14 protein-coding genes are annotated in these 14,311 nt (G+C 45.1%); 6 read left to right on the plus strand and 8 right to left on the minus strand.

Features of this window, described 5'->3' with window-relative positions:
- Positions 1 to 63: 63 nt before the first annotated feature.
- The 5 genes from IAQ59_RS10655 (at position 64) to IAQ59_RS10675 (ending at position 7,805) form a co-directional block, all read left to right on the plus strand.
- The gene (locus IAQ59_RS10655) at positions 64 to 3,453 is read left to right on the plus strand and encodes a TonB-dependent receptor (protein WP_209330786.1); all 3,390 of its coding nucleotides are present in this window, start codon (positions 64 to 66) and stop codon (positions 3,451 to 3,453) included.
- 23 nt (positions 3,454 to 3,476) lie between these two features.
- Complete coding sequence (locus IAQ59_RS10660; RefSeq protein WP_209330787.1) at positions 3,477 to 5,012, plus strand: RagB/SusD family nutrient uptake outer membrane protein; 1,536 nt, start codon at positions 3,477 to 3,479, stop codon at positions 5,010 to 5,012.
- Positions 5,013 to 5,749: 737 nt separating this feature from the next.
- Positions 5,750 to 6,373: a hypothetical protein gene (locus IAQ59_RS10665; protein ID WP_209330788.1), complete on the plus strand. Its 624-nt coding sequence runs from the start codon at positions 5,750 to 5,752 to the stop codon at positions 6,371 to 6,373.
- A gap of 55 nt (positions 6,374 to 6,428) precedes the next feature.
- A complete protein-coding gene (locus tag IAQ59_RS10670) occupies positions 6,429 to 7,169 on the plus strand; it encodes a carboxypeptidase-like regulatory domain-containing protein (RefSeq protein ID WP_209330789.1) in 741 nt (246 codons plus the stop codon).
- Between the two features lie 177 nt (positions 7,170 to 7,346).
- Positions 7,347 to 7,805 carry a DUF1569 domain-containing protein gene (locus tag IAQ59_RS10675; RefSeq protein WP_209330790.1) on the plus strand — a complete coding sequence of 153 codons (459 nt, stop codon included), beginning with the start codon at positions 7,347 to 7,349 and terminating at the stop codon, positions 7,803 to 7,805.
- A 511-nt stretch (positions 7,806 to 8,316) separates the two neighbouring features.
- Here IAQ59_RS10675 and IAQ59_RS10680 read toward each other — a convergent pair.
- The 6 genes from IAQ59_RS10680 to IAQ59_RS10705 form a co-directional block, all read right to left on the minus strand.
- Positions 8,317 to 8,805, minus strand: a complete 489-nt coding sequence (locus IAQ59_RS10680) for a Dps family protein (RefSeq protein WP_209330791.1) — start codon at positions 8,803 to 8,805, stop codon at positions 8,317 to 8,319.
- Positions 8,806 to 8,954: 149 nt separating this feature from the next.
- Complete coding sequence (locus tag IAQ59_RS10685) at positions 8,955 to 9,977, minus strand: hypothetical protein (RefSeq protein WP_209330792.1); 1,023 nt, start codon at positions 9,975 to 9,977, stop codon at positions 8,955 to 8,957.
- Positions 9,978 to 9,989: 12 nt separating this feature from the next.
- Positions 9,990 to 10,313, minus strand: coding sequence for a DUF3817 domain-containing protein (locus IAQ59_RS10690; protein ID WP_209330793.1), 324 nt, complete (start codon positions 10,311 to 10,313; stop codon positions 9,990 to 9,992).
- Complete coding sequence (locus IAQ59_RS10695; RefSeq protein WP_209330794.1) at positions 10,310 to 10,891, minus strand: hypothetical protein; 582 nt, start codon at positions 10,889 to 10,891, stop codon at positions 10,310 to 10,312. Before IAQ59_RS10695 ends, IAQ59_RS10690 begins: the two co-directional genes overlap by 4 nt.
- Before the next feature lie 4 nt (positions 10,892 to 10,895).
- The gene (locus tag IAQ59_RS10700) at positions 10,896 to 11,429 is read right to left on the minus strand and encodes an acyl-CoA thioesterase (RefSeq protein WP_209330795.1); all 534 of its coding nucleotides are present in this window, start codon (positions 11,427 to 11,429) and stop codon (positions 10,896 to 10,898) included.
- A 13-nt stretch (positions 11,430 to 11,442) separates the two neighbouring features.
- Positions 11,443 to 12,105, minus strand: coding sequence for a protein-L-isoaspartate(D-aspartate) O-methyltransferase (locus IAQ59_RS10705; RefSeq protein ID WP_209330796.1), 663 nt, complete (start codon positions 12,103 to 12,105; stop codon positions 11,443 to 11,445).
- Between the two features lie 121 nt (positions 12,106 to 12,226).
- On the opposite strand from IAQ59_RS10705, the gene IAQ59_RS10710 reads away from it, so the two are divergent.
- A complete protein-coding gene (locus IAQ59_RS10710; protein ID WP_209330797.1) occupies positions 12,227 to 12,820 on the plus strand; it encodes a riboflavin synthase in 594 nt (197 codons plus the stop codon).
- An 8-nt stretch (positions 12,821 to 12,828) separates the two neighbouring features.
- Here the strand turns inward: IAQ59_RS10710 and IAQ59_RS10715 are convergent, their stop codons facing one another.
- Together IAQ59_RS10715 and hemF are read right to left on the minus strand one after the other, a co-directional pair.
- Complete coding sequence (locus IAQ59_RS10715) at positions 12,829 to 13,404, minus strand: phosphatase PAP2 family protein (RefSeq protein ID WP_209330798.1); 576 nt, start codon at positions 13,402 to 13,404, stop codon at positions 12,829 to 12,831.
- Positions 13,401 to 14,306, minus strand: coding sequence for an oxygen-dependent coproporphyrinogen oxidase (gene hemF, locus IAQ59_RS10720; RefSeq protein WP_209330862.1), 906 nt, complete (start codon positions 14,304 to 14,306; stop codon positions 13,401 to 13,403). Before hemF ends, IAQ59_RS10715 begins: the two co-directional genes overlap by 4 nt.
- Between the last annotated feature and the right edge of the window lie 5 nt (positions 14,307 to 14,311).

Here is a 14,311-nt window from a genome sequence, read left to right on the forward strand (position 1 = left end):
GTGTCCGGTAAATGTTCGTCCAAAACCATTCAGCATAGTTTTAAAAACAAACCAAGTAAAGGTATGAAAAATCTTGTACTATACCATGTCATACGTATGACCAAACTAGTTACGTACGCATTTTTGATTCAGACGCTCTCTATGAGTTTCCTGTTTGCGTGGAGCGGGAAAGCCCAAATCAAAGATATTGAAGAGGTGATGGTCTCCTTCAGCATGGAAGATGCCCAGATCGAGCGGGTATTTTCGGCCATAGAAAGGAGTACTGATTATGTATTTGTGTATACCGATAAGGAGTTAAAGGGAGTTCAAAGGGTTCAAATAAGCAGCGGAACAAAGAGCGTCTATGAGGTGCTTACGCAAATAGGTCGACAAACCGGACTTCATTTCAAGCAGGTTAACCAGAGCATTCACGTAAGGAAGTCCATGCAGCAGCCCGATGAGTCTGATGCTTTTTTTGAGCGGGAAGCGTTGGCTGATATCAGTATTTCAGGAACGGTGACCGATGAAAACGGATCCCCATTGCCTGGAGCGACGATATCTGTAAGGGGAACTAGTATAGGTACTGTTACTGACTTGGATGGGAAGTATACCATCAATGCACCAGACGGGGCTATATTGGTATTTTCCTACATTGGGTATGCCACCCAGACCAGAGAAGTAGGGGGTCAAAGCAATATTGATATCACCCTATTGTTAGACCAAGCGTCTTTGGATGAAGTGGTGGTAGTGGGTTATGGAACTCAGGAAGTTAAGAATCTCACCGGCTCAGTTTCTTCAATTAACATGAAAGAAATTAATAGTATTCCTCTGTTGAATGCGGCGCAAGCACTTCAAGGCCGTGCAGCCGGTGTTTCGGTTACTCAGGCGACAGGTGCTCCAGGTGCTCCCTTTGTAATTCAGGTTCGGGGTGTGGGGTCTTTAGGAAATACAGAGCCCCTGTTTGTGATCGACGGAGTGATAGGCGCCGGTGGCGCAAATAATATCAATCCCAATGATATTGAATCAATCGAAATTTTGAAGGATGCTTCCTCGGCCGCAATTTACGGATCTAGGGCGGCCAATGGTGTAGTATTAATTACGACCAAAAGGGGAGGCACAGGAAAGCCAAAAGTTAGTTTTAATTCTTACGTAGGGTTGCAGGAAGTATGGAAAAAAATGGACGTACTCAATGCAAGGCAGTACGCGGAATATGCCAACGAAATACAGCGTAACGGAGGGCAGGCTCCGATCCCAAATCTCCAAAATCCCGGTAATTTGCAGGATGTAACCGATTGGCAGGATGCGATTTTCAGATCAGCTCCGTTGCAAGAACATAATCTATCGGTCTCAGGGGGTACAGAGAATTCAAAATATATGATTTCTGGAGGGTATATGAATCAACAGGGTATTCTGAGATCAACCGGATTTGAAAGGTACTCATTCAGGGCGAATACGGATTTTACATTGGGAAAGGTAACGATTGGGGAATCATTACAGGTGGCGCACACCGGTACATTAAACGATGAAAATTTCGCGATGATGAATTCATTGTTTATGCCCACATATATCCCTGTTTACAATCCCAATAATTTGGGTGGATTTGATGGTCCGAATGTAGCAGATGGCATGGATGCCAAAAATCCAGTGAGAATTCTTGAGTTGACCGATGTCGAAAGAAATGAAATCAGCTTAATTGGAAATGCCTACCTCAACTATGAGGTAATTCCGGGGCTGAACTACAAGTTTTCCGCCTCGATTGATTATGGGATGAATTCAATGTACAACTATACACCTGTGTACAATGCAGGTGAAAGGGATATTAATAACTTCACTACCTTATCAGAAGGATCATCTCGACGAAATTCGGCTTTGCTAGAGAATACGATAAACTATCGGAGGTCTGTCGGTGACCATAACTTCTCCATCCTAGCCGGCTATACAAGGCAAAGCTTCTACTCAAGAGGGATGGGAATTAACACCAGAAATTTCCCCAACACGACGATTCGGGTTTTGTCAGCTGCCAACGAAATAACTGCGGCAACTGGCCAAGAACAAACATGGGCTTTGGCATCACTATTAAGTAGGGTGAACTATGATTATAAAGGTAAGTACCTCTTCACCGGTGTGGTAAGACAAGATGGTAGCTCACGGTTTGCGCCAGGTAATCAGAAGGGAGTGTTTCCTTCATTTTCACTAGGCTGGAGGGTTTCAGATGAATCTTTTATGGAGTCCTTGGGGTTTATTGATGATTTGAAACTCAAATACGGTTGGGGTAAATTGGGTATGCAGGAAATTGGCTTGTACCCCTATCAAGCTACCCTCACAGGAACTATCAGGTACGTATTGGGAGATACCCAACAGCCCGTACCCGCGATAACCCAACGAGCATTGGCAAACAGGGATATCTCTTGGGAAACGACTACGCAATCTAATTTCGGAATAGATGCGGTAATGTTTGGAAACACATTGAATCTGAGCTTTGACTATTGGGTAAGAGATACAGATGACATGCTTTTGCAGGTACCGGTAGCATTGTCATCTGGTATAAGTCTGTCGCCAACGGTGAATGCAGGCTCTGTAAGAAACAGAGGAATAGATTTAAGCCTTGGATACCAAATCAATAATGGTGATTTTTATTTTGGATTGAATGGTAATTTTGGGCTCCTCCTGGAAAATGTTGTCACCTCTTTAGGTGCGAGAACCCAACCTCTATTTGGTGCTGAGAGCTTGAATAGGAGTATCGTTGGAGAACCAATAGGGCATTTTTATGGGTTTCGGGTTGATAGGATTTTTCAAACAGAAGCAGAAATTATTAGTGACAATGAAGCAGCTCGCGCTAATGGTTTTAATGTCTATCAAACCGCGAATACCTCTCCAGGAGATATCCGGTTTAAAGATTTAAATGGTGATGGAATTGTTAACGCGGAGGATAGGGAAATCATCGGCAACTCCATTCCCCGGTTTAACTTTGGATCCACTTTGAATGCCGGATTTAAGAATCTTGACTTTTCAATGATGTTTCAGGGAATGACCGGCTTCGAGTTGTACAATAAGGATCGGGCGAGGGTTTTGGAAAGCATGACGAGAGCTTTCAATACCACCACGGCTGTATTGGAAAGATGGACTGCGGAAAATCCATCAACTACCATGCCGAGGGCGGTGGCAGGAGATCCTAACAACAATGCTAGGTTTTCCGATCGTTGGATGGAGGACGGCTCTTTTATGAGGTTGAAAAATGCTACGATCGGGTATACCATTCCCTCAGCCGCGTTGACGAATTTTTTGAAAAACTCTATTTCCTCCGTAAGAGTGTATGTGACAGGTCAAAATCTCCTGACGTTTACAAAGTTTAGCGCATGGGATCCAGAGTTTACCAGCCGGCAGGGCACCTTTAATAACATGTATAGAGGGGTAGCGGAGTCCATTTATCCCCAAGCAAGATCTTATTTAATTGGACTTCAAGTTGGTTTCTAATTCAAATCTAAACGTTGAAAAAAATGAAATACGCAAATATATATTTTCTGATAACAGTGCTGTTCAGTTTTGGTTGCGAGCTAGAATCTGATTTTCTTACCCTCGACAATCCCAATGAGATAACGAATGCCAATTTCTTCCAGACACCAGATGATGCAATCGCAGCCGTAAATGCAGCCTACACCCCGCTGCAAAGTGGTCGAATGTACCATAATTCCTACTTTAATATGATGGATGTGGGTATTGAGATGTCTCCGAACTCCAATATGCCAGGTAGCTGGCACATAGCCACTTATTCATTTGATTCTAATCATGAAACGGTTAGAAACGTATGGACAGCACTTTATGAGATGGTAGGAAGGGCGAATTTTGCCATTGCTGGAATCAATGGGATGAATAATCTTGATCCTACTTTAAAGGGCAGATTGCTAGGTGAAGCCCATTTTTTGAGAGGATGGGCCTTTTTTGAGCTTGTGTTTAATTATGGAAGAGTGCCGATTGTGCTGAGTTTGCCAGAAAATTCAGAGCAGGCAAATAACCCAAGGTCTGAAACAGAATTGGAAGTCTACCAATTGGCGATAGATGATTTCAAAGTTGCTGAGGAGAATTTACCCCTTAGCTATAGTGGTCCGGACATAGGTAGGGTTACGAAAGGAGCAGCTGTAGGGTATCTGGGAAAAATCCATTTGTACATGGCGTCTCCGGGCGTAAATCTTGATCCACAAGGGTATGAAAAAGCCGAAGCGTACTTCGCTCGATTGGTTGATGGTTCTGAGTTTTCTTATAGCTTGGTTTCGGATTACAAGGACAATCATACATGGTTCAATGAAAATAACTCAGAATCCTTGTTTGAAGTGCAATATACCAATATCGGTGGAAACACAGGGGCTTGGAATGATCATGATTTTGCCAGTGTTGCAGAGGGAACCAACAGAGCCAGGACTTTTGGATACCTGACTTGGTTCAATGCAGTGATGAATCCAACCTTTATCAATAGGTATAATGACGAAGACCCTCGCTTAAGGTATACAGCTTATGGCCCTCCAACGCCAGCACATCCAGAACCCATGCGTATTTTTAACGATGTACCCTATAATAGGGAGGATTGGGTTTCACGAAAGTATGGGAGATATGACTATATTCCTGCTAATCAAGAGAATGGTGACTCTCCTATTAATTTTAGAGTTTTGAGATATGCTGATGTCCTGTTAATGTATGCAGAAGCGATAAATGAGCAGAACAAGCCAACTAATCTCGCGATCCCGTACATAAATCAGGTAAGGCAACGACCTTCCGTGAATTTACCTCCTTTGGAGCTGAATCTGTCTCAGGAAGAAACCAGAAAGGCAATAATGGACGAAAGGTTGTGGGAACTCAGCTTAGAGCAGATCAGAAAAAAAGATGTTTTAAGATGGGGACAAGCTGTGGCGGAAGCGGAATTCCAACTGGCGGGAATCCCTGCATTTACCTATAGCACACATCGATACCTTCCTATTCCGTTGGCAGAAATAGATGTGAATGCGGGTATTTCTGATGGGGACCAGAATCCTGGATATTAACAAACCGTTTTAAACCTGTTGGGAAAAGGTGCTCTTAAAAACGGCACCTTTTTTTGCTTTTTATTCAGCATTGGATCACCGCCGAAATTCAGCCTACCAAGTAGGTGTTGGAAGCTAATATTACAGTACAAGCCGGCATTCCTCTTCAGGTTTTGGCCCACTTGCTCCTGTTTTCCTCGGTTTTTGGAAAGTACACGTACTAAAAAGGAATTTACAGCCCAAAATCTCGTCAGACATGCCTCTCTTTGCCACCGCACTGCCCGGATTTCTTCACGCTAAAACCTGCAAGGCGAAAGATAACGTGAGCATGTTGTTTTTCTCCAATTTACATTTTAACGGGTCACATCAAACCATCGAAAACTATCAAGCGCCTTGATGAAAAAAGGTATCAGGTCAATTTTAATAATCGAAATTGAATTGGTTGTCCCAACGAGAAAAGCAGGAAAAAGTAGGCGGTAATCGATTCATTCATTGAAAAGATCTGTGTAAATCTGTGTTATCTGTGGTCAAAGAATCCAGTTCTCTCCTGTTTTCTTCGGTAAATTTTCGAACGTGTATTTAGACACGCTAAAGGCGTTGGTCTAGCCCCCGATTAATCGGACTTTGTTTTTTCTGAAATGTCCTCTACCAATAGTTCATGCAATCCGTTGAAAATGACCCGTTCCCACTTTCAAAAAGAAGAAAAAGCGCGTAGATTTATGCGTTTTAATTTCGCTGGTCTACCCACATTATCATCAATGAACTATCCGGTACTGTTTTATTTGCTAGTTTTCCTCCTGTTTGGGACTTGTCGTAATGAGGAGGAAGGTGAAGAAAGCGAAGATGACGGTGCACAAACGCAACAAGAAAAGCCATTAAGGGAGCCGTACGCAGGTATGAACTGGGAGAAAATTTCCGGGGCAGGCATGGAGTTTTGGGCACAACAAAGTCCTGATCTACGGGTCGGAATCAGCGAAACCTTGCCCGGCGCATTTGTGGAGCGCATGGAATACGGGAAGCCGGTTGCCTTACAGCGCGTCCTTCAGGTGTTTTATCTTCCAAACAAAAAAATAGAGGACCTGCTGGATATTTTGGCAGAGTATGAGGGGTGGTCAAAATCAGCGGGTTGTTCCTTTGAGGCGATTGATTCCAACAGGGAGGGGGTGGGTCGATACGAGCTGCGCCCCACAGGAAAGGCCAGGCGGGAGTACGAAGAACGGGCCGCTGTGGAGCCCATTACCCATACTTGTGCCGGCTGGGGAATGGGTAACAGTGGCATTCGCTATTTTGAGATACACCGAACGAATCCGGACAAAGCCTTGTTTGTGGAAATTGGGCAGGAAGCTCCGCTGTTTGATGAAAACAGCATTTATTGGAAATAGGGACCTGCAGGGCTCCATGCCAGCCAAAAACTTGGCGTAAATAGTTAACGAGAAAATGAGGCAATTAAAAATTCTTTTCGGAGCCCTGATTGGGTTCCTGGCGGTGTCCTGTGACAACGATACTGACCCCGAGGAGGGGCCGGCAACAGCTGCAGATATCGTAGGTTCCGTCAATCTATACGACGAGGGCACCAACTCTCTGGATAATTCCGGCATGCAGGTCAGTGTGGAAGGATCTTCTCCGCTAATCGCAGCTACAACCGATGCCAATGGACGCTTCGTATTATCTGATGTACCGTTTGGTACGTACACCCTTGTGTATGAAAAAGAAGGCTTCGGTACCTACAAAAAGCACGAGGTGTTACACGAGAACACCGGCATGGCCACACCCATTACCGAGACGCCCTCTCTTGGGCAGCGTTCCTCCACCGAGATTACCGGTTTGGGGATTGAACGGTTGGCTGGAGAGCTGATACTACGTATCACCACTGAACCGGCGGGTAATTCGGCAAACCGCCGGTATGTCCGGTATTTGCTCGGTACTGAGTCCAGCCTGGATCTGGAAAATTACCGCGCCTTTTCTCCGTTATTTGTTGCCCAGATCAACCCGTTTGAGCTTACCTTGTCTCAAACAGACCTACAGAATGCCGGATTTACCTCCGGACAAACCGTATTTGTCAGGGCCTTTGGCGATTCGTTCTGGAGCAATGCGTACCTTGATCCAGTCCTGGGCTATACGGTATTTCCAAATGTCTACCCAAACGCAGCTGAGCCGGTATCATTTGTGATGCTCTGAGGGTGAGTATAGAAGAAGGGGGGGAAGGCGGGTAGGCAGCCTATTTGACCTGAATGGCAAGCGGCTTCTCCCGGCCTTTTTGCGGTCTGCTCGCTTAGAATTTAAATGGGAAAGAACCCATGCTTGCTTTTGGCTGGGCTGAAAGCGGAAACACCTGAAACACAAACGATAATTGATATGGCTTTACCTGTTATTTTCGAAAAAGCGGTGGCAGACGAATTGATCGCTCGAATAAACTCCTTATCCCCCTACACGCAACCTCAATGGGGAAAAATGAATGTGTCGCAGATGTTGGCACATTGCAACGTTACTTACGAAATGGCTTTTGAAAACAAGCATCCCAAACCCAATTTCTTGACGAGGTGGATCCTTAAAGCCTTTGTAAAGAAAATGGTGGTCAGCGAAACGCCCTACAAAAGAAATCTTCAAACGGCGCCGGCTTTTATCATCGCGGATGAGCGCGATTTTGAGGCGGAAAAAAAACGCTTGGTTCGGTACTTGCAAAAAACGGTGGAGTTGGGTGCAGCTCATTTCGATGGAAGGGAATCTTTGTCTTTCGGGAAGTTATCGAAAGAAGAGTGGAACAATATGTTTTACAAGCACCTGGACCACCACCTGAAGCAATTTGGATCGTAATAACCAACCGGAAGAGCGGCGGAGTCCTTTGAGGAGTTCGAGGATTGTTTCACCTTTTGGCAAAGGCTGGGGCATCAAGCTATGGAAAAGAAAAGCGCAAAAAAATACGCAATTGCTCATTGGGCTGTTCTATATTTCCTTCCCGCGCAAACAATACTGTCATACTGGCACTTTTGTAAATGGACTCGTCTACTCGCATATTCGGGCATAGGTGTTGAAAAATTGTGCCACAGGCTTCGGATGGCCACCTTTTCATATATCATTCCCTCAGAAGCCGTGTCGTTGTCCGCTTGATGTCCCAATCGTCGGAGTAAAGAATATAGGAAGTACGCATATTCGTTTTCCGGATTGAGCACTATTGATAGGATTATATATCGGTTGGTATTGTAAATTAAGTCATGCTGATTGGCAAGATGGACAAAGCAACGGGATTGATTATCTTAATGTAAGCAGCATAAAAAACCCGATCTTTTTTTACGGACCGGGTTTTTTTCAAATCTAGGCAACATCTTTATTTGAGAAAGGAGGTGAGCATCCAATGGTGCATTTCCAAGCTCTTGATAAAGGAAATAAGCATATCCTCGGTGGCGGTGTCACCCAAGTCGCTTACTTTTTCGGCACATTCGTTCATATTGTCTACCAGCACTTGGAAGTCCCTCAATACCTCTTCTACCATCTCCCTCGATTTCAGATCGGTACTCACCTCTTTGATATCGGCATGGGTTAGGTAGTCCTTCATCAGGCTGTAAGGCTTCATGCCGAACACCCGAATACGCTCTGCAATCAAGTCAATGTTGGCAAAAGCCTCGTTATACAACTCTTCAAATTGGTTGTGCAGTTCGAAGAAATCACCACCCGTTACGTTCCAGTGAAAGTTGCGTAGCTTTTGATAATGAACATGGTAATTGGCCAGCAACTTATTTAGGGAAGAAACAATTTTCTCCGATTCGTCTTTGTTATAACCTAGTTTTTTAAACACTCTTTTTTCTGAAACACCCATAATGTTGATCGATTAAAATGTTTTTTGTTTACTAAAAAAGGAAACAGTCTATCCTATATAACCAAGATATCAGTTCCTATCGGATTCCTGCCCGAATTAATGGTATAACATATTTGCATCACAAATGGTGCCAAAATGGCACGGGTATTTTAACGCTGTAAGACGAGGTTTAGGCTGGTACGCAGGATCTGTCCCATGTTGCGACACCGGTAGAATTTCATGTTCTTATAGTGTTTGGCAAGTTCGTTTTTCAGGGATTCGGTATTTTCTTCGGTGGAGATCGTGTCGGATTCCATACTGCTAAGAATGCCTTCTATCTCCTTGGGAGAGGATTTTAATCTGGTGGCAATTAGTGCCCTTTCTTCCCGCTGGTATTGCACCATGGATTCGGGCGTGATGTGTTCAATACCCAACTGGATCAACTTATTATTCTGCTTAAAATATTGGGGAAGGTAAATGGATTTTTTGCCCTCATAGGATTGCTGGTCAAAGTCGATGGCCCGAATCCGGTAGTGGATTTCCTCAAAGTCCGGTGTGACATCAATGACAAAGTTGGAGGAATGCATATCGCCCAGTAGCCGGACGAAACAGCGTTCGTTAAACTTTACAAATTCCTTTGACAGTCTGATTGGATTCAAGAGGTCATCCGGCATAAAATGCTTCATAAACTGCTCACCGGGAATACCCGCGATGTGTTCTTCGATCAGCGAATCGCGGTACACCAAGTAGCTGATCCGGTTGGGAGATAGCAGGTGTTCCAATTCCAAACCGTAAACCCGGGAAGCGTCGGCATTTTTGATGTAAAAATAATCAAAGTTGTCATTTATACGGTTGACGATCCTCACTCGGAACGGCTGGGTGTTTCCGTAGATGCACAGATCAATGCGATCGACATAGAGGTGCTGCATCACAGATATGTCTCCATCTGCCTTTAGCAATGCATAGATTTGCTTTACCTTATAGTGTATCTCACTCCGGTCTGCCTCGTCATAAAAAACAGTCTCCCACAAGGTGTCATTTCCCTTGGAATCATATAGAGCGATAGATCCGCTATACCGCAATAGTTCCTTGTAATGAATGGGTATATCTACCTCCCTGCCGTATCTGATAAGGTAACTCCGCAGTCCCTCACTGATGGGATATACAATCTTTTTTTTGCTGATGACTGCCATTGCCGTATTCGGTTAGGGGGCTGAAGCAATTAGGTGTTCTTGCTTTTTCAGCTTTCTATCAAACAGAAATGGGCCAAATGGTAAAATGGCGGCTATGAGCCCCATCAAGGCGGTGCGGAAGGGCCAGCGTAGTTTGCGGCTGGTGGGAAATAGCACCAACATATATACAACAAACAAGACTCCGTGAATCCAACCTACATACGTTACCATCAAGGGCAATTCAAAGATGTATTTCAAAGGCATCGCCAAAAAGACCAGTACGACCATCGAGATGCCTTCGGTGATGCTTACCATCCTAAATTGAGACAGCACTTTTAATTTTTCTTCCTTTTTCATTTTTTCTGCTTGATGTTAAATAGGCTTTGCAGACTGTTCCAAAGCTTTCTTTTTAGGTCTGTATCTTGAATTAATTCTTCCAACGAATCTGCAAACAGCAGTTCCTTATCGTCCTCACTGATGATTTCGTAGAGATTTTTTTTGGACAGAGGAATGGGCAGGTCAATCTTTCCAAAAGCGATGATCTTTTCCGGATCCAAGGATTGAATTCCGGCGCTACCGGCTTCCTTGAGGGCAATTTCTGAGGTGAGCGCAATATCTTGGGCAGTGCATTCTACGGCTCCAAGGATTTTCAACAGGAAAACTTTTAGCGGTGCCTCTAGTTCGGCCCCCATAAACAACACAAGTATTTTCTTTTTAAAGCCCCCTTCATAACTTAAATGATACGCCTCCTCCTCGTATTCTTCCACCGGTTCATTTACTTGGGGTTGTTCGCTGGTGGATAGGGGTAGGCTTCTTTTCACGCGTTCCGCAAATAGCAGTTTTTCCTGCTCTCCAGCGATGACAAACAGACCCTCGGGCAAAAAGAGTGCCCGTTCCTGTAGTGTCATGGCTCCTTGGTTCGTTGGTTTGGTCATTTGGCTACTCATTATCTGTTTTTTCAAGGTCAAAAAGGGACTTCAGTTCCGTGGCATCCTGCGGATCCATCCGCTTAGCCAGTACCAAACGCAGCTGCCTTCTTCGAAGGGCTCCTTCGTACAGTTCATTTTCTACTTTACCCTGAGGGATCAGTTCCGGAACCCTTACAGGTCGTCCAGATTTATCTACCGCCACAAAAGTAAAAAATGCCCGGTGCGTCAGCAATTTACTGTTGGCTGGAATGTCTTCCGCATACACCTCCAAAAAAATCTCCATGGATGTGTTAAAGGCCCGTGTCACTTGGGCGTTCAGCGTGACTACATTTCCTAGTGCAATGGGGTTTTTGAACGAGATGTTATCCACGGAAGCGGTCACCACAATGTTGTTACAATGGCGCTGTGCACAGATGGCAGCCACAATATCCATCCAATGCATCAGTTTTCCCCCCATGAGATTGCTTAGGGTATTGGTGTCATTCGGGAGGACCATTTCTGTCATGGTGGCCCGGGAGTCTTGCACGTACTTACGTTCGGTCATTTGTTAACGGATATTAGGGAACTTTCCATCCTTTGTCTCCCAATAAGGGAACAAAGGAAAAGCTGTCAAAAGATTCCTGGAGGATGTTTTTTTCAGTTTTTTTCGTTAATCGGAGCATTTGCTGATTTTCTCGGTCACCTACCGGAATCACCAATATGCCGTCTATATTCAGTTGATGGAGTAGGGAGCTCGGTACCACGGGGGCACCTGCTGTTACGAGAATCTTGTCAAATGGAGCGTGAACCCCCAGTCCCAGGCTGCCGTCGCCATGAAAGTGTTTGATCCGAATGCCCAGTTTTGGCAAAAACTTTTTGGTGTGCTCGTAGAGTTTGGCGTTGTATTCAATCGAATATACCCGAGCACCCATGAGGTGCAATATTCCTGCCTGGTACCCAGATCCGGTGCCTATTTCCAGCACTTTGTCACCTATGTTTATATTCAGTAGAGAAGTCTGAAAGGCTACCGTGTAGGGTTGGGAAATCGTCTGCCCTTCCCCAATGGGGAACGCCTTGTCTTCGTAGGCATGGTTTACCAGTGCGCTGTCAAAGAAAAAGTGCCTGGGAAGGGCATCCATAGCGGTTAACACCCGCTCATCGGCAATGCCTTTTTTCCTTAGTGTTTCTATGAGGACTCTACGTTTTCCCTTGTGTATGTATGAGTCTTCCAGTTTCAGCATATGTCCAGGAATATCTGATCAAATAACCTTTATATTTTACTAAGTTAAGGCTAATTTTAGGTTTCAGGGGAATTAAATTTACAAATCTAAACCAAGTTGTGCGCAATTCGCTTATTCAAACATGTTTACAGGAATTATAGAAACGATGGCTCAAATCAGCCAAATCAGCCAGGATGGCACCAATGTTCATTTTGATCTCACTTGTCCGATTCAGTCGGAACTGACTGTAGACCAGTCAGTCAGCCATAATGGCGTGTGTTTGACTGTGGTAGCGGTATCCCCCAAGTCCTATCGGGTTACGGCAGTGCAGGAAACGCTGCAAAAGACGAATTTGGGAGACTGGCGCGTTGGAGATCAGGTAAATATTGAGCGATGTATGCCAGCAGATGGCAGGTTTGATGGACACATTGTTCAAGGGCATGTGGATCAGGTAGGCACCGTAACCCAAATGGTGGATAAGGGCGGCAGCTGGGAATTTGATTTTGTCTACGATCCTTCCATGGGCAATATAACGGTAGAAAAAGGCTCCATTTGCGTCAACGGAACCAGTCTTACCTGTTTTAATACCAAAGCGGGAGGATTTTCGGTCGCGATTATCCCATACACGTACGAACATACCGTTTTTCATCGACTTGCCCTGGGAGACAGGGTAAATCTGGAATTTGACGTGGTGGGAAAATACATTCAGCGCATCTTAAAGGGATACCAGGCATAACTGGTGTATCAGTTGGGACTAGCCGCTTCGTCTCGTCTGAGATTGCGGACAAATCCCACCAGATAGTAAAGCAGAAAGCCGGAAAACAACCCCACAATAGCACCCACTAGGACATCGCCAGGATAATGAACACCTAGGTAAATACGGGTGTAGGAGATGACTCCCGCCCAAATGAACATCCATTTGGCGGGATTGGATCGAAACACCAACCAAAAGTACGTCGCCAATGCAAAGGTGTTGGATGCATGGCTCGAAGCAAAGCCATACTGGCCACCGCAGCCTGAATAATTGTGAATGACATCTTGCCAGCGGGGATCGTGGCAGGGTCTAAGCCGCTCAAAATAGGGTTTCATAAAGCCCGAGGTAAATTGGTCAGCCAATAAAATCAACCCAACGATGCCAGCCAGATACCAGACCGCTTCCATCCGGTATTGTCGAATGAGGAGATACACCAGCAGCAGGTAAAATGGAATCCAAATGGCCGTGCCCGTAAGCGTATTCATCACCGGATCCAGCCAATCCGTTCGCTGCGCATTCAGCCACAGAAAGAGGGATTCATCCCAAGAGATTACGGTTTCTATCATAGGCCAAAATTGATCCAGTCGATTCCTTTTTTCAGATGATCCAGTGTGAATTTCTCCGCAGAACCCTCTATGGGTTGTTGGTTATACTGCCAAGCTGCTTGAGGTGGCATGCTCATAAGGATACTTTCGGTTCGTCCATTTGTATCAAGACCAAATTTGGTACCGGCATCCCATACCAAGTTAAACTCCACGTAACGGCCCCTGCGTAGTGCCTGCCAGGCTCGCTCTGCCTCACCGTAAGGTATCGTAGCATTTTTTTTCATAAAATGAGCGTACACCTTGGGAAATAGGTAGCCCACTTCCTTTACAAACTGAAAAATCTTTTCCGCCGATTGATCCGATGTTTCCGTTAGGCGGTCAAAGAAGATGCCTCCTATGCCTCGGGTTTCCTTCCGATGGGGCAGGTAGAAGTAATCATCCGCCCAATTTTTGAATTTAGGATAATAATCCGCGTTAAAGCCATCACAGAGCGCCTTCAGCTGTTGGTGAAAAAAAGCGGCATCCTCAGGAATCACGTAATGCGGCGTAAGGTCAATGCCACCACCAAACCAGTAGACCCCATTACTCATTTCAAAGTACCGGATATTCATGTGGATGATCGGTACCATGGGGCTCAAGGGGTGAATGACGATGGATACCCCCGTGGCGAAAAAGTCGGATTTTTCAAGCTTCAGTTTTTTCAGGATCTTATCGGGTGTGGGGCCGTGAACCGCAGAAAAGGCTACCCCACCTTTGGCGATGATTTCGCCTCCGGTCATTATTCGGGTAAGTCCTCCTCCGCCCTCGGCGCGGTCCCAGGGATCCAGTAGAAAGGAGCCTTTGCCATCCGCCATTTCCAGCTCTTTGCAGATATGGCCCTGAATGGTTTTGAAATCTTCACTGATTGTATTTTTGTCTAGCATCATAA

The sequence above is a fragment of the Lunatimonas salinarum genome, from assembly GCF_017811155.1.
GTDB lineage: Bacteria > Bacteroidota > Bacteroidia > Cytophagales > Cyclobacteriaceae > Lunatimonas > Lunatimonas salinarum.